This window comes from Neisseria sp. HMSC075C10, assembly GCF_001815615.1.
GTDB lineage: Bacteria > Pseudomonadota > Gammaproteobacteria > Burkholderiales > Neisseriaceae > Neisseria > Neisseria subflava_A.
In genome coordinates this window covers 1-14,520 of record NZ_KV821258.1, presented here as the reverse complement: position 1 = coordinate 14,520, position 14,520 = coordinate 1, and the positions used below count along the sequence as shown (strand labels likewise).

The window sequence follows — 14,520 nt, the reverse complement described above, 5'->3', positions numbered from 1 at the left end:
TGAATATGAAAGGCGATCGCTTAGTTATTCGCGAGCTGAACAAAAACTTAGGTTTGTTGCTGATTACCATTAACCAATACTTCCTGCATGCCCGCATTTTGAAAAACTGGGGTTTTGAAGAATTGGGCGAACACTTCTTCAAACAATCCATCCGCGAAATGAAATCCGCAGACGATTTGATCGAGCGTATTTTGTTCTTGGAAGGCCTGCCTAATCTGCAAGAATTGGGTAAACTGTTGATCGGTGAATCTACCGAAGAAATCATTGCCTGCGATCTGAAAAAAGAGTATGAAAAACATGATGCTCTGGTTGCAGCCATCGCTCTTGCAGAAGAGCAACAAGACTACGTCAGCCGTGATTTGTTGGAAAAACAAAAAGACATCAACGAAGAACACATCGACTGGCTTGAAACTCAGCAGGAATTGATTGGTAAAGTTGGTTTGCCAAACTACCTGCAAACAGCGGCGCAAGAGGACTAAAACACAAACCACTGCCAAATATAGCAGTCCCTGCTCCCATCGACGGCATATCTTTACGGATATGCCGTTTTCTTTTATGAAAATGCTTACAGGCCGTCTGAATGTTCAGACGGCCTTGATTTTATATTGCTTTCAAACGGTATAGATAAGTAGTTTCCTTGTTTCTAGCAAATGCCAAAGGGTCGGATTCATCTATTGCTTTTTTGTGTTGCGGTTTAGTTTTCAAAATATCGACTACATCGAGTGAGGCCGTCTGAAAGCATTGGTTTAGAAAGTCTTTATCGCGCAAATGCAAGTGTTCTGCCAAGTCGGAAATAATCAGCCAAGCTTCGCCGTTTGGATTTAAGTGCTTGCGTATGCCGTTGAGGAACGCAGTCAGCATGGCATGATTGGGGTCGTAAAGGGCAGTCTCAATAGCGGAGGTCGGTTTTGCCGGCAGCCAAGGCGGATTGCAGACGATAAGGTCGGCGCAACTTTTGGGAAATAAATCAATCAATTGGATATTGACGGCTTTATCCAAGCCTAGGCGTTCGAGGTTTGCTATGGCGCAGGCAATTGCTTTGGGGTTGGTGTCTGTGGCAATGATGTCGGGTATGCCTCGTTTGGCCAAAATTGCGGCAATAACGCCTGAACCGGTGCCGATGTCAAAGGCCGTCTGAATATTGGGAGCGAGTGGGGCTTGTGTGATTAAATCCAAATACTCGCCGCGCAGTGGAGAGAATACGCCGAAAGGAACATGGATTTTTCCGTCTAGTTGAGGGATATCTATGCCTTTTTTGTGCCATTCGTGTGCACCGATAAAGCCCAGTAATTGATTCAGCGGCAAAAGAAACGGCTTGTCGTTTGGTGTGTCGTAAACATCGCACAGGGCAGAGTAGATGTTGGGTGCGCGTGCATTGCCCAGTTGAAAATTCGGTTGAATTTCAACGGCAAGCATATTGAGCAAACGACTTTGCTGAGCTTGTTTCATACGGTGGGCGTGGAAGGCCGTCTGAATATCGGCAGGTGCGCCTTTCTTTTTTTCAGACGGCCTGCGGATACGCTTTTTCATTGCGGCTAAGACTTGCTTGGCATTATGAAAATCGCCAGTCCAAACAGTTGCAGTTTGCGCGTGGGCATTTTTTAAAATTTCTGCTGTGGCTGCTTCTTGGATGTAAACCGCCTGCTTAGGCGGCTTTTGTGTGCTTTCGTTGCGCCATTCGATGTCGGAACGGTCGGTAGGGATGGTGTGGGGCATAATGTGTTTCAAATCGGAGAAATAGGGGATTAGTTTACTATATTTAGGATGTGTTCGGTTTGAGAGGAGCTTTTAATAGTCTGAATTAGACAAAATGTATAAAATTTTCTCAGATTTTAAAAATTATACTAATATTTTGATAAAAATAGATTGTCGTTTTGTCTAAAATGAGTATAATGCAAAACTAGAACACAATAATCTTAATCAGATTTGGACAAGGAACATCATGCAATTAGACATTGACCGTTTGGTTGCCTATTTTGGTGGCGTAAACGCGCTGGCCGAAGCCCTGAAACAGCACGACCCGGAAAATGCTGCAACGACGGCGGCTATCTATAAATGGCGTACACGCGGTTCCCTGCCTTTGGCTCAGTTGCAAAAACTGACCGCTTTGGCGGAAGTGCAAGGCAGACCGCTTGATTTGAATGCTTTTTTACAAAAAAACGAATCTCTGGAGAGAACAGAAATGACACAAACCAACCGCGTTATCATTTTCGATACCACCATGCGCGACGGCGAGCAGTCGCCCGGTGCATCCATGACCAAAGAGGAGAAAATCCGTATTGCCCGCCAGTTGGAAAAGATGGGTGTTGATGTGATTGAGGCAGGTTTTGCAGCAGCCAGTCCGGGCGATTTTGAATCGGTTAATGCGATTGCCAAAATCATTACTAAATCTACAGTTTGCTCATTGGCGCGTGCCGTTGAAAACGATGTGCGCAAAGCAGGCGAAGCTGTTTCCCCTGCTCCGAATAAACGTATTCACACTTTTATCGCCACCAGCCCGATCCACATGGAGCACAAACTGAAAATGAAGCCGCAGCAGGTCATCGATGCGGCGGTCAAAGCGGTAAAAATTGCCAAAGAATATACTGACGATGTGGAATTTTCCGCCGAAGACGCCGTGCGTTCGGATTTGGACTTCCTCGCCAAAATCTTTACGGCGGTTATCGAAGCGGGGGCGACTACTATCAACATTCCCGATACTGTCGGCTACTCCATCCCTTCCGTATGGTACGAGCGTATCAGTAACATCATCAAAAGCGTGCCCAACGGCGACAAAGTAGTCTGGTCGACCCACTGCCATAATGACTTGGGTATGGCGGTTGCCAACTCGCTGGCTGCTGTTCAGGCAGGTGTGCGTCAGGTGGAATGTACCATCAACGGCTTGGGAGAACGTGCGGGTAATGCCAGCCTTGAAGAAATTGTGATGGCGTTGAAAGTGCGTCATGATTTGTTTGGCTTGGAAACTGGCATCGATACCACGCAAATCGTGCCGGTATCCAAACTGGTATCCACCATTACCGGCTATCCGATTCAGCCAAACAAAGCAGTAGTCGGTGCAAACGCTTTTGCACACGAATCAGGCATCCACCAAGACGGCGTGTTGAAACACCCTGAAACCTATGAAATCATGACTGCCGAATCAGTCGGCTGGTCAACCAACCGCCTGACTTTGGGTAAACTCTCCGGCCGTAATGCTTTCAAAACCAAGCTGGCAGATTTGGGTATTGAGTTGGAAAGTGAAGAGGCATTGAATGCGGCATTTGCACGCTTCAAAGAGCTGGCGGATAAGAAACGCGAAATCTTTGATGAAGACTTGCACGCATTGGTGTCTGATGAAATGGGCAGCCTGAATGCTGAAAGCTACAAATTCATCTCCCAAAAAATCAGCACCGAAACCGGCGAAGAGCCTCGTGCCAATATCGTGTTCAGTATTCGCGGCGAAGAAAAACACGCTACCGCTACCGGCTCTGGCCCTGTTGACGCGATCTTCAAAGCCATTGAAAGCGTGGCTCAAAGTGGCGCGACCTTGCAGATTTACTCTGTTAACGCGGTGACGCAAGGTACCGAAAGCCAAGGCGAAACTTCTGTCCGTCTGCAACGTGGCGATCGTGTGGTCAACGGTCAAGGCGCAGATACCGACGTGTTGGTGGCGACTGCCAAAGCCTATTTGTCTGCGCTGAGTAAATTGGAATTCGGCCAAGCCAAGCCAAAAGCGCAAGGCAGCGGCATGATTTAATGCTTTGAACAAGTAAAAGGCCGTCTGAAAACGTTGTAATACGTTTCGGACGGCTTTTTTATTAGGCTAAAGAACCAACTGGTTATTGAAGTTTCAGCAGCCTATCTTGTTCGACGGACAATACGCCGTTTACCTTTTTGAAATAGGCAATGGCATCTTCAATATTGGTCTTGGAAGATGGACGAATAGCAATGCCGTTCAGGTTTTTGTATTCGTAAACCAAAGTTGCACCCGAGGTTTTCACTGCTTTTAGCAATGGTGCAGAACCGGTTTGGGCATCATAGAAGATAATCAGATTGCCGGTTGTATCTTGGGCTTGTTGCTGAGATGGAATTGCAGTTGATTGAGTAGGAGTGCTTGGGCTTTGGCAGGAACAAAGCAGGGTGGAGAGTAGGATAAATGCTAGGGTTTTCATGGCATTAATTCAATTTGATAAAAGACTAAGGCCGTCTGAACAATCGTAAAACGAAATCAAAGTTTCCATTTACAACTTTCAGACGGCCTTAGTTCCTTATGCTTCGGGCAGTTCCATGTCTAAAACGGTTTGTTCTTGTTTGGCACGGAAAGCGGCCAATTTTTCAGCCAATTCAGGATTTTCGTTGGCCAAAAGTGAAATGGCAAACAGCGCTGCATTGGCCGCACCGGCTTCGCCAATGGCAAATGTGGCAACAGGAACGCCTTTGGGCATTTGCACAATCGAAAGCAGGGAGTCTTCGCCGCGCAGATATTTGCTGGGAACGGGAACGCCCAAGACGGGAACCGTGGTTTTGGCAGCGACCATGCCCGGCAAATGCGCTGCGCCGCCTGCGCCGGCAATGATGGCTTTGATGCCGCGTTCGCGTGCGGTTTCGGCGTATTCAAACATCAAATCAGGCGTACGGTGTGCAGAGACGACACGCGCTTCGTATTCAACGCCGAATTCTTTGAGAAATTGTGCTGCCTGCTGCATCACTGGCCAATCGCTGTTGCTGCCCATAATAATGCCGACTTGGATCATGAAGGAGTTCCTTTTGCTTGAATGGATTAAGGGTAAAAAATATTCAGACGGCCTTGGAGATGACAAGGCCGTCTGAACGTTTATCTTTGTTTAAGGCTGATGGAAGCGCGTTTTGCTGCCTCGCTGTTTGGGAAGCTTTGTATCAGTTTGCGCCATGTGCTGCGGGCGATGTCTTTTTGTTGCAGTTTGTATTGGCACTGGCCGATGCTGTACATTGCATCAGGAGCTTGCGGGCTGTTGCGGAATCGGTTGGCGTAGCGGTTGCCGATTTCGATAACGGATTCGCAGTTGCCCAGACGTTGTTGGCTTTGCAGGAGCAAATACATATTGCGGCGGGCAATTTCGCTTCCGTTGCCGCCGTCAGCCTCTTTTAGAATGGCTACTGCAGCAGAGAAGTTGTTGCGCTGATAGTATTTTTGCGCTTGATTATAAAGGCGCAGTTCGTTTTGTGCGGCTGAGTCTGTTTCAGACGGCACGCCGCCGCCATTGGACAAATAGTTCATTTTCAGCTTGCGGTCGTCTAATCGCTGGGCTTTGGGGTTGGAAGCCGAAGTAGTCGGACGCTTGATGGTTCGTTGTTGTTCCAATGTGTGCAAGCGTTGATTTAATTCTTCAACCGTGCGTTCCAGTCGGGCAATTTGTATGCCCAAGTGGTCAATCTGGGTTTGTGCGTCCAAACGCGGATAGGGAATATTTTTCTCAGACAAAGGTTCACGCGGAATATCCGGCAGGACAAAGTTGGGATTGTCGGCAGATTGGGGAGGGTGGGAAACAGCGCATGATGCGGCCAATAGAGTAAGCGGCAAAAGAAACAGGGAATGTGATAATGTTTTCATCGGATTGTGTCGTTTTATTTTTTTAGTAGCAGTGTCAAACCGTCGCCGACAGGCAGGGTAATGGGAATAATGCGTGTATCGTGCGGTAGATTTTGGTTGAAATGGCGCAGGATATCCAAGCTTGGCGGATCATTTTCGGCAGCTTCATTCATGACGCGTCCACCCAACAAGATATTGTCGATGGCAATCACGCCGCCACTCCGTACCAGTTGCAAACAGCGTTCAAAATATTGCGGCGTGGGCGGTTTGTCGGCATCGATAAGTGCCAAGTCATAGCTTTCCGATTCGCCTTGCACAATCAAATCGTCCAAAGTCAGCAAAGCCGGTTGCAGATGAAGCGAGATTTTATGCGCTATGCCTGCTGCCTGCCATGTTTCGCGGGCAATATCGGTAAAGGTTACATTAATGTCGCAAGCCGTGATTTTGCCGTCTTCGGGGAGGGCGAGCGCCACGGAGGTGCTGCTGTAACCGGTAAAGACGCCAACTTCCAAATATTTTTTGGCATTCAATAAGTTGGCCAACCACACCAACATGGCTGCCTGCTCTTGGGCGATGGCCATCTTTCCCAGACGATGTGATTGGGTACGCTCGCGCAATGCGGTCAAAACGGGATGTTCGGATTGACCAATGCTGTTGAGGTAATGTTGTAATGCCGGATCGGTATTGTATGTGTTGGTCGTCATGCCGATACGGGATTAGTCTTGATAGTAGGTGTAGGGTTTTTTGTTGACTTTGGCCGCTTCAAATTCGGCCTGCTCTGTCGGATTGAGGGTAACATCCCACAGCAAATGGCGGTTTTCGAGGCGTTGCGCTTCCATTTCGGGATTGTCTTCCATGAGTTTGTCGAGGAATTGGGTAGCTTCGGATTTGTAGTGGTACATGATGTTCTGCCTGAATCGTTGTCAGACCGTCATTATAGCCGATATTTTTTGCCAATACGCTAATTAATCGAACTTCCATAAGGTATAATGGCACGTCTTTTTTAGGCCGTCTGAAGCCTTTGCTCAATGTTTTGTCCCTTCTGCGGCAGAATATTGTGCAAAGGCTTAAGCCAGACAAGTTTCAGACGGCCTTTTTTATTGTGAAAAGAGCTGCTTATGTTAAAGAAATGGCTGCATAAAGTGTTGCCTAAAAAACACGTCAAATCGTTGCCCGAAAAGGAAATTATCCCGCTTGAGCAACACGGTATCCGCGCGGATATGTTGAGCTTTGCCGCAGAGAAAATTGCCAAACGCCTGCATGAAGCCGGTTTTCAGGCTTATGTTGTAGGTGGGGCTGTTCGGGATTTGTTGCTCGGGGTTGAGCCCAAAGACTTTGATATCGCAACTGATGCCACACCGGAGCAAATCCGCAAAGTATTTCGCCGCAGCCGCATTATCGGCCGCCGCTTCCAAATCGTTCATGTGATGATCGGTCCTGAAACCATTGAAGTGACAACGTTCCGCGGCGGCGATAAGGTTCAGCAAAATGCGCAAGGCCGAATTATGAAGGACAATACTTACGGCAGCATTGAAGAAGATGCCATGCGTCGCGACTTTACTTGTAATGCACTGTATTACGACCCGATTAAAGAGGAGATTTGGGACTTTCATCAGGGCGTGGCTGATGTTGCCGATAAAAAATTGGTGATGATAGGCGATCCTGCCGAACGCTATCAGGAAGATCCTGTCCGTATTCTTCGCGCCGTCCGTTTGTCTGGCAAGTTGGGCTTTGAAGTGGAAGAGCAAACGGCTTTGCCGATTGCAGAATATGCAGGCCGTCTGAAAAATGAGCCGGTGGCCCGTCTTTTTGATGAAATTCTGAAAATCTTGTTTTCCGGTTATTCCCGTGCCTGTTTGAAACGGCTAAACGAGTTGGGCATTCCCGAAGGCATCCATCCGCTTTTAGATGCCTTGAAAACTGCCGAAGCGGCCGATAAACGTATGATTATGTTGGCCTTGAAAAATACCGATGAGCGTATCCGTGCGGATAAGTCCGTTTCTGTCGGTTTCGTATTGGCGGCGGTATTGTGGCCGACACTAAATGCTATGTGGCAACGAAATCTGAGCCATGGACAAAAACCTGTCCCTGCATTGATGGATGCGATGAACACCATGCGAGATACGGTAGAGAAGGGTTGGGGTGTACCGCAACGATTTTCTGCAACCATGCGTGAAGTCTGGCAATTTCAGCCGCAATTTGACAATATGCGCGGCGCACGCCCATATCGCCTGCTATCGCAAACACGTTTCCGAGCCGCTTATGATTTCCTGATTTTGCGTAGCGAGGTTGGCGAGGTTGATAAAGAGATGGCTTCTTGGTGGACAACTTTCCAACATGCCGATGAGGAAACACGCCAGCAAATGACTGCGGCCAATGATCACAAACGTCAGAAACAAAGTGGATCAACTGATGGCAAACCCAAACGTCGCTGCCGTCGTCCGAAAAAGAAAACTACAGAGGCTGAATAAGTTATCAAAATAAATTTAAGGCCGTCTGAAACGATTAAATCTTTTGGGATTTGGTTTTCAGACGGCCTTTTTGTATTCCAATAAAAAACCGCAGGTCTTTCAACCTGCGGTTTGCTTTTATGATTTGTTTTCTTCGCTGTCGAGGAAGCTGCGGAGGCGGTCGCTGCGGGTCGGGTGGCGCAGCTTGCGCAGGGCTTTGGCTTCGATTTGACGGATACGTTCTCGGGTTACGTCAAATTGTTTGCCGACTTCTTCCAAAGTGTGGTCGGTATTCATATCGATACCGAAACGCATACGCAAAACTTTGGCTTCACGCGGCGTCAGGCTTTCGAGGATTTCTTTGGTTACTTCGTGCAGGCTGGTGTACATCGCAGCTTCTGCCGGTGCAACGTTGTTGGCATCCTCGATGAAGTCGCCCAAGTGCGAATCATCGTCATCGCCAATCGGCGTTTCCATGGAAATCGGCTCTTTGGCGATTTTCATGATTTTGCGGATTTTGTCTTCCGGCATTTCCATCAGCTCGGCAAGTTTGGCGGAATCAGGCTCTTCACCGGTTTCTTGCAGGTATTGGCGCGAGATACGGTTCATTTTGTTGATGGTTTCAATCATGTGAACCGGAATACGGATGGTACGCGCTTGGTCGGCGATGGAACGCGTAATCGCTTGACGGATCCACCATGTGGCGTAAGTCGAGAACTTGTAGCCGCGGCGGTATTCGAATTTGTCTACCGCTTTCATCAGACCGATATTGCCTTCTTGAATCAAATCAAGAAACTGCAAGCCGCGGTTGGTGTATTTTTTGGCAATGGAAATAACCAAACGCAAGTTGGCCTGAATCATTTCCTGTTTGGCGGCTGAGGTTTCTTTCTCGCTCAACACCATGTTTTTGTTGATTTCTTTCAACTCTTCGATGGAAATGCGGGTTTCAGTTTCCATATTTGCCAGCTCGGTTTGTTTTTCGAGGATGGCGTGGCGGAAACGATCTAACGCGTTTGCCCATACACGGCCTTTGGCTACTTCTTCTTCTACCCATTCCAAATCGGTAATAGCTGGCAGGAAGTTTTTGATGAAGTAGTCGCGATCCATACGGACGCGGTCGATACAGATGTCGCGGATTTCACGCTCGAGTTTACGGATGTTTTCAACGCGGCTGCGCAGGTTGCTGCTCAAATTTTCGATTTGACGTGTGGCAAAACGGACTTCTAACAGTTTGTTGGCAATGGCATCACGGTGTTTCAGGTAGTTGGTGTGCAGGCTGCCGTATTTTTCCAACTGCTTGATCATTTTGCCGTATTCGCTCTCGATAAAGGCGAAGTGTTCCAAAACTTTTTGTTTCAGTTCGGCCAAATGGGCAGCGGATATGGCTTCAGAGTCGCTACCTGAATCGTCTTCATCTTCATCGTCGCTATCTTCATCATCGCTAACGGTTTCGCCTTCTTCGTCATCTGGTTTGGCATTTTCTAAGTGACCTAAGCCCAATTCGTTCAACAAGACTTCATTAGGGTCGATAATGGCTTCAACGACTTCATCCACACGGATTTCGTCGTTGCGGACTTGTTCGATCAAAGCCAGAATTTCGGCAATCGAGCCTGGGCAGGCGGAGATTGCCTGCACCATGTTTTTCAGTGCATTTTCGATTTTTTTGGCGATAATGATTTCGTCTTCACGCGTCAACAGATCGACTTGACCCATTTCACGCATATACATACGCACAGGGTCGGTTGTGCGGCCGAATTCTGAATCTGCACTGGAGAGTGCTGCTTCGGCTTCTTCAACGGCATCGTCGTCGGTCATGGCGGCGGCGTTGTCGCTCAAGAGGATGTCTTCAGCATCGGGAGCTTGCTCGGTTACTTGGATACCCAAGCCGGAAATCATGCTGACGATGTTGTCGATTTGCTCGGCGTCGGACATATCGTCGGGCAGCGCGTCGTTAATTTCGGAATAAGTGATGTAGCCGCGTTCTTTACCCATAATAATGAGTTGACGCAGGCGGGCGCGCTGCTCTTCGATACTCAAGGGACGGTTGTCGTCTTGGTCTTGGTATTCTTCGTAGTTTTGGTTTTTAGACATGGATTGCTCTCTAGGTTGATAGGATGCCGACGGTTTACGGTGATGTAGCCGTACCTGAAGGCGGAGCAGAGCTTTTTGTTGTGAAATCAGATTTCACTTTAATACTCTGAGGCCGTCTGAAAATATTACAGATGGAGTGTTCTGCGTGTCATGTTTCGCAGCGTGTGTTTAGATTGTTCAGACGGCCTGAGGGGTTAGTTTTGCTTTGCCGTCAAAAGCGACAGCAAAAGTCTTTTTTCATTTTCGGTCAAACCAGTTTGAATACTTTTTTGCTTTAAAGTTTCGATTTGACTGTATTTTAATTCATTTAACAACTTTTTCATGCCGATTTGGAAACTTTCGCAATCTTCCTCGTTATCCCCTTCCATTTCTTCAGAGTGAAGGGTCGATAAAAAGATTTGATTGACGGTTTCCTCATAGGGCGAACCGCGCATATATTCAAGCACTTGTGCGGTTGCAGGAGTCGTATCGTGATGTTTGATGGTTTCGGCCAAATTGGCAAGGCAGGCAAAGTCGCCGCTTAAAGCCAGATAATCGGGCAGGTCTATATATGAAGCCCAAGCCGGATTTATCAAGAGGCTGCGTATCTGTCTTTGAACCAGCGTCAGCATGGTTGGCTGTTTGACAGAAATAGGCGGCAGTTTGTAACTTTTTTGTTTGACGTGCCGTTTTGGCGCTTCTTGTCCGAGTAACTGGGCGAGGTTGTCAGGGTCAATGCCCACTAGCTCGCTGAGTTTTTGTTTCAGAAGATAGCCCAATGCCGGTGCGGTAATCTGAGCCAAAAGCGGAGAACTGGTTTTGACCAATTCTGCTTTACCTTCTTGCGTATTGAGGTTGAGGCCGTCTGAAAGATGTTCCCAAAAGTATTCCGATAGGGGCTTGCTTTGGTTTAACAAGGCATCTTCAAATTGAGTCTTGCCGTAGGCGCGGATGTAGCTGTCTGGGTCGTGTTCTTCAGGTAGGAATAGAAAATGCAGCGATTTATCGTCTTTTAATTGCGGTAACGCATTTTCCAGCGCGCGCCAAGCCGCTTTACGTCCTGCACTGTCGCCATCAAAACAAAAATAAATACTGTCGGCCTGACGCATCAGGATTTTGACGTGTTCTGCAGTGGTTGCCGTACCTAAAGCCGCTACGCCGTAGCCAATGCCGAACTGCGCCAATGCGACCACGTCCATGTAGCCTTCGACCACCAAAATCCGTCCTGCCTCTTTTACGGCAGCACGCCCTTCATGTAGCCCGTAAAGGTTTTTCCCTTTGTCAAACAAAGGCGTATCGGGCGAGTTCAGGTATTTGGGTTTGGAGTCGTCCAATACGCGGCCGCCAAAGCCGATGACTTGTCCGCGCGGATTACGGATAGGGAACATAATCCGATGACGAAAGCGGTCGTAATGTTTGCCTTCGTTATCGATGACCATGCCCGTATCCACCAACGCAGTATTAGGATAGGGTTGGAATACTTGCGCCAAAGGCTGCCAACCGTCAGGCGCATAGCCCAAACCATAATGTGCGATGACTTCCGCACTCAAGCCGCGTTTGTCTAAATAAGCCTTTGCCTCCGGATTCAATTTCAACTGTTGCGCGTAAAAATCCGCTGCCGCTGCCGTTGTTTCTTCCAAAGTTTGTTGCTTTTTTTTACGTTCGGCACGGATTTCGGGGTTGTCTTCCTGCCCACGAACTTTAGGTACCGTCATGCCGACGCGATCAGCCAAAAACTGCACCGCCTCCGGAAACGACAGCCCCTGATGTTCCATCACAAAACCAATCGCCGAACCATGAGCCCCGCAACTGAAGCAATGGTAAAACTGCTTGGTCGGGCTGACCGAAAACGACGGCGTCTTTTCCTTGTGAAACGGACAGCAGGCCATATAGTTCGCCCCGCCTTTCTTCAGCGGAACCTGCTCGTCGATAATATCGACAATATCGACTTTGGACAAAAGCTCGTCAATGAAATCAGATGGAATCATGGTTCGGCAGAAGAGGATGGACGGAAAACATTTCAGACGGCCTTATAAACAGACAAAGGCCGTCTGAAAATGGAATTTTGGATGAGGGTTGAACTGATTTTTATATTATAGCAAATTGTTGTAATACATGTGTCTTATCCTTTTGAGGTAGGGTATTAATCATCGTATTTCATTCGTTATTTAAGATAGATATGATGTCGTTAAAGCAAAGGCCGTCTGTAAGATATTCAGACGGCCTTTGATGTTGGTTTATTTTTCTATTTAGTTGCACTTTGATGGTATGAATATGATAATGAACGTATATCCTCGGTTTTAGAAAGGTCGTTTCTCATGAAAGATTTTGCCCGTTTGCTCAATCATCCCGATATTTCCTTTTCTCCGATTCCAAATGCCATTAAAGTTGATAACCCTGCAACAGGTGAGGCTTTGGCGTTTGTCCGTAAGACTGATTCAGACGGCCTGAAACTTTTGATTCAAAAAGCAGAGACGGCACAAAAATTATGGGCGGCAAAAACTGCGTTGGAACGCGCCGATGTATTGTGGCGTTGGTATTTTTTGATTAAAGAAAACAAAGAAGAACTGGCGCGTATCATGACGATGGAGCAAGGTAAAAGTCTGACTGAGGCGCGTGGTGAAATTGATTATGCGGCTTCGTTTGTGCGCTGGTTTGCGGAAGAGGCGAGGCGGATTGACGGCGATGTGTTGACGAGTGTGAAAGAGTCGCAAAAACTGGTTGTATTGAAACAGCCTGTCGGCGTTACCGCTGCGATTACGCCATGGAATTTTCCATCCGCGATGATTGCGCGCAAGGCTGCGCCTGCTTTGGCGGTGGGCTGTGCGATGATAGTCAAACCTGCATCGCTCACGCCTTTGAGTGCGTATGCGTTGGCCGTGCTGGCCTACAAAGCGGGCGTGCCGCAGGATTTGTTGCCTGTTGTCAGTGGTAGCGCTTCGGAAATCAGCCATGAATTTGCTACGAATCCAACCGTGCGCAAAATCAGCTTTACCGGCTCAACCGAAGTCGGCGCGAAAATTTTTGCTGACAGCGCGGCGGACATTAAAAAACTCAGTTTGGAACTGGGCGGCAACGCGCCGTTTATCGTGTTTGACGATGCCGATTTGGACAAAGCCGTTGAAGGCGCGCTTGCCAGCAAGTTCCGTAACAGCGGTCAGACCTGCGTCTGCACCAACCGCGTTTATGCTCAGTCCGGCATTTACGACGCATTTTGCCGCAAATTAAGTGAAAAAGTGGCGGCGCTCAAATTGGGTAACGGCTTGGAGGATGGCGTAAACCAAGGGCCGTTGATTGAGGAAAAAGCGGTGGAGAAAGTCGAGCAGCATATCGCCGATGCGCTTGCTAAAGGCGCAAGTTGCCTGACCGGCGGCAAACGCAGCGCATTGGGCGGAACGTTTTTTGAGCCGACCGTTTTAAGCGGCGTTACGGCGCAAATGGCGGTAGCTCGCGAGGAAACCTTCGGACCTTTGTGTCCGGTGTTCTCTTTTGAAACCGAAGCCGAAGTCGTCGAGGCTGCGAACAATACGGAATACGGTTTGGCAGCTTACCTTTTTACCTCCGACACCGCCCGCCAGTGGCGCGTCGGCGAAGCCTTGGAATACGGAATGGTCGGTATCAATACGGGCTTAATCAGTAATGAAGTGGCACCATTTGGCGGCGTAAAACGTAGCGGTTTGGGACGTGAAGGCAGCAAATATGGTGCGGATGAATATTTGGAATTGAAATATTTGTGCATTGATGTAGCGGAATAAAGCTGCACAGTAAAGGCCGTCTGAAATTTGGTTTTCAGACGGCCTTTTTTAAACGCAGAAAAGGTATTGGGTAATTTTCATATTATGAGAACGAGCTTTATAAAGAAGCAAAACCATAAGAAACAAAGTTGCAAAAAATTTGTCACATGTTTATAAAATTAGTTTGATAACTATTTTATATGTTTTTAATTGCATTAGATGTGTATTCCAAATTTCTGGCAGTAGTTTTTCTTTGAGTGATGGCAACGGAAATTTTGGTACATATATCGGCGGCAATACAACAGTGAGCAAGGTAAGATTAGTTCTTTTTGCTTGCACAGTGTGGCTCATATCGATAGCGTAGAAACTTTATTCAGGGTACAATTTTTGGGTGTGACTTTTATAAAAAAGGTGATGTGAATGTTGAAGAAATTTTTAATCCTGTTTTGCGTAGCTTTCACCGGCGCATGCAGTTCATTTGATGGAGATGGTTTGACAAATGGCTCATATTCTCAAGGAAAACGTCTTGATCCGAATTGTGATCATTATGCTGTCGGCGGTAGTGGCGGCGGTTGTACACCGGCAGGTCAATGGCATCTTAAAGATAAACAAGGACAAAGAGTGCCATTCTAGCTTTTAAAAATGATTGTAGAACGGGCATTTAATTATTTAGGCCGTCTGATAGTTGGTTTTCAGACGGCCTGAGACCTTTGCAAAA

Annotated in this window: 13 protein-coding genes; 5 read left to right on the top strand and 8 right to left on the bottom strand. The window is 47.6% G+C overall.

Going from position 1 to position 14,520, the window contains the following annotated elements:
- Positions 1-5: 5 nt before the first annotated feature.
- Entirely contained in the window at positions 6-479 is a 474-nt protein-coding gene (bfr, locus tag HMPREF3047_RS04630) for a bacterioferritin (RefSeq protein ID WP_003680736.1), read from the top strand.
- Positions 480-600: 121 nt separating this feature from the next.
- On the opposite strand, the gene HMPREF3047_RS04625 is transcribed toward bfr, so the two are convergent.
- Positions 601-1,716 carry a methyltransferase gene (locus HMPREF3047_RS04625; protein ID WP_070712337.1) on the bottom strand — a complete coding sequence of 372 codons (1,116 nt, stop codon included), beginning with the start codon at positions 1,714-1,716 and terminating at the stop codon, positions 601-603.
- Positions 1,717-1,942: 226 nt separating this feature from the next.
- On the opposite strand from HMPREF3047_RS04625, the gene HMPREF3047_RS04620 reads away from it, so the two are divergent.
- Entirely contained in the window at positions 1,943-3,736 is a 1,794-nt protein-coding gene (locus tag HMPREF3047_RS04620; RefSeq protein ID WP_070712336.1) for a 2-isopropylmalate synthase, read from the top strand.
- Between the two features lie 82 nt (positions 3,737-3,818).
- Here HMPREF3047_RS04620 and HMPREF3047_RS04615 read toward each other — a convergent pair whose 3' ends face one another.
- From HMPREF3047_RS04615 to HMPREF3047_RS04595, 5 genes are all read right to left on the bottom strand, one after another.
- The gene (locus HMPREF3047_RS04615) at positions 3,819-4,151 is read right to left on the bottom strand and encodes a hypothetical protein (RefSeq protein WP_070712335.1); all 333 of its coding nucleotides are present in this window, start codon (positions 4,149-4,151) and stop codon (positions 3,819-3,821) included.
- Between the two features lie 96 nt (positions 4,152-4,247).
- Complete coding sequence (gene purE / locus HMPREF3047_RS04610) at positions 4,248-4,733, bottom strand: 5-(carboxyamino)imidazole ribonucleotide mutase (RefSeq protein ID WP_070712334.1); 486 nt, start codon at positions 4,731-4,733, stop codon at positions 4,248-4,250.
- An 80-nt stretch (positions 4,734-4,813) separates the two neighbouring features.
- Positions 4,814-5,569 carry a tetratricopeptide repeat protein gene (locus HMPREF3047_RS04605; protein WP_070712333.1) on the bottom strand — a complete coding sequence of 252 codons (756 nt, stop codon included), beginning with the start codon at positions 5,567-5,569 and terminating at the stop codon, positions 4,814-4,816.
- 14 nt (positions 5,570-5,583) lie between these two features.
- The gene (locus HMPREF3047_RS04600) at positions 5,584-6,252 is read right to left on the bottom strand and encodes a class I SAM-dependent methyltransferase (protein WP_070712332.1); all 669 of its coding nucleotides are present in this window, start codon (positions 6,250-6,252) and stop codon (positions 5,584-5,586) included.
- 12 nt (positions 6,253-6,264) lie between these two features.
- Entirely contained in the window at positions 6,265-6,450 is a 186-nt protein-coding gene (locus HMPREF3047_RS04595) for a DUF3460 family protein (RefSeq protein WP_003680728.1), read from the bottom strand.
- Between the two features lie 216 nt (positions 6,451-6,666).
- On the opposite strand from HMPREF3047_RS04595, the gene HMPREF3047_RS04590 reads away from it, so the two are divergent.
- Complete coding sequence (locus tag HMPREF3047_RS04590; protein ID WP_070712331.1) at positions 6,667-8,019, top strand: polynucleotide adenylyltransferase PcnB; 1,353 nt, start codon at positions 6,667-6,669, stop codon at positions 8,017-8,019.
- Positions 8,020-8,136: 117 nt separating this feature from the next.
- Here HMPREF3047_RS04590 and rpoD read toward each other — a convergent pair whose 3' ends face one another.
- Together rpoD and dnaG are read right to left on the bottom strand one after the other, a co-directional pair.
- Positions 8,137-10,089: an RNA polymerase sigma factor RpoD gene (gene rpoD / locus HMPREF3047_RS04585; protein ID WP_070712330.1), complete on the bottom strand. Its 1,953-nt coding sequence runs from the start codon at positions 10,087-10,089 to the stop codon at positions 8,137-8,139.
- A gap of 194 nt (positions 10,090-10,283) precedes the next feature.
- A complete protein-coding gene (dnaG, locus tag HMPREF3047_RS04580) occupies positions 10,284-12,056 on the bottom strand; it encodes a DNA primase (protein ID WP_070585729.1) in 1,773 nt (590 codons plus the stop codon).
- A gap of 330 nt (positions 12,057-12,386) precedes the next feature.
- Between dnaG and HMPREF3047_RS04575 the strand changes: the two genes are divergently transcribed.
- Positions 12,387-13,823 (top strand): NAD-dependent succinate-semialdehyde dehydrogenase, encoded by a 1,437-nt coding sequence (locus HMPREF3047_RS04575; protein ID WP_070712329.1) that lies wholly within the window; start codon positions 12,387-12,389, stop codon positions 13,821-13,823.
- Between the two features lie 399 nt (positions 13,824-14,222).
- Positions 14,223-14,435, top strand: coding sequence for a hypothetical protein (locus tag HMPREF3047_RS11410; protein WP_159068520.1), 213 nt, complete (start codon positions 14,223-14,225; stop codon positions 14,433-14,435).
- Positions 14,436-14,520: the final 85 nt, after the last annotated feature.

Coding starts and splice junctions, on each gene's coding strand:
- HMPREF3047_RS11410 (WP_159068520.1), top strand. CDS start 14,223: ATGTTGAAGAAATTTTTAATCCTGTTTTGCGTAGCTTTCACCGGCGCA.
- HMPREF3047_RS04590 (WP_070712331.1), top strand. CDS start 6,667: ATGTTAAAGAAATGGCTGCATAAAGTGTTGCCTAAAAAACACGTCAAA.
- HMPREF3047_RS04595 (WP_003680728.1), bottom strand. CDS start 6,450: ATGTACCACTACAAATCCGAAGCTACCCAATTCCTCGACAAACTCATG.
- rpoD (WP_070712330.1), bottom strand. CDS start 10,089: ATGTCTAAAAACCAAAACTACGAAGAATACCAAGACCAAGACGACAAC.
- HMPREF3047_RS04575 (WP_070712329.1), top strand. CDS start 12,387: ATGAAAGATTTTGCCCGTTTGCTCAATCATCCCGATATTTCCTTTTCT.
- HMPREF3047_RS04600 (WP_070712332.1), bottom strand. CDS start 6,252: ATGACGACCAACACATACAATACCGATCCGGCATTACAACATTACCTC.
- HMPREF3047_RS04615 (WP_070712335.1), bottom strand. CDS start 4,151: ATGAAAACCCTAGCATTTATCCTACTCTCCACCCTGCTTTGTTCCTGC.
- HMPREF3047_RS04620 (WP_070712336.1), top strand. CDS start 1,943: ATGCAATTAGACATTGACCGTTTGGTTGCCTATTTTGGTGGCGTAAAC.
- bfr (WP_003680736.1), top strand. CDS start 6: ATGAAAGGCGATCGCTTAGTTATTCGCGAGCTGAACAAAAACTTAGGT.
- HMPREF3047_RS04625 (WP_070712337.1), bottom strand. CDS start 1,716: ATGCCCCACACCATCCCTACCGACCGTTCCGACATCGAATGGCGCAAC.
- dnaG (WP_070585729.1), bottom strand. CDS start 12,056: ATGATTCCATCTGATTTCATTGACGAGCTTTTGTCCAAAGTCGATATT.
- purE (WP_070712334.1), bottom strand. CDS start 4,733: ATGATCCAAGTCGGCATTATTATGGGCAGCAACAGCGATTGGCCAGTG.
- HMPREF3047_RS04605 (WP_070712333.1), bottom strand. CDS start 5,569: ATGAAAACATTATCACATTCCCTGTTTCTTTTGCCGCTTACTCTATTG.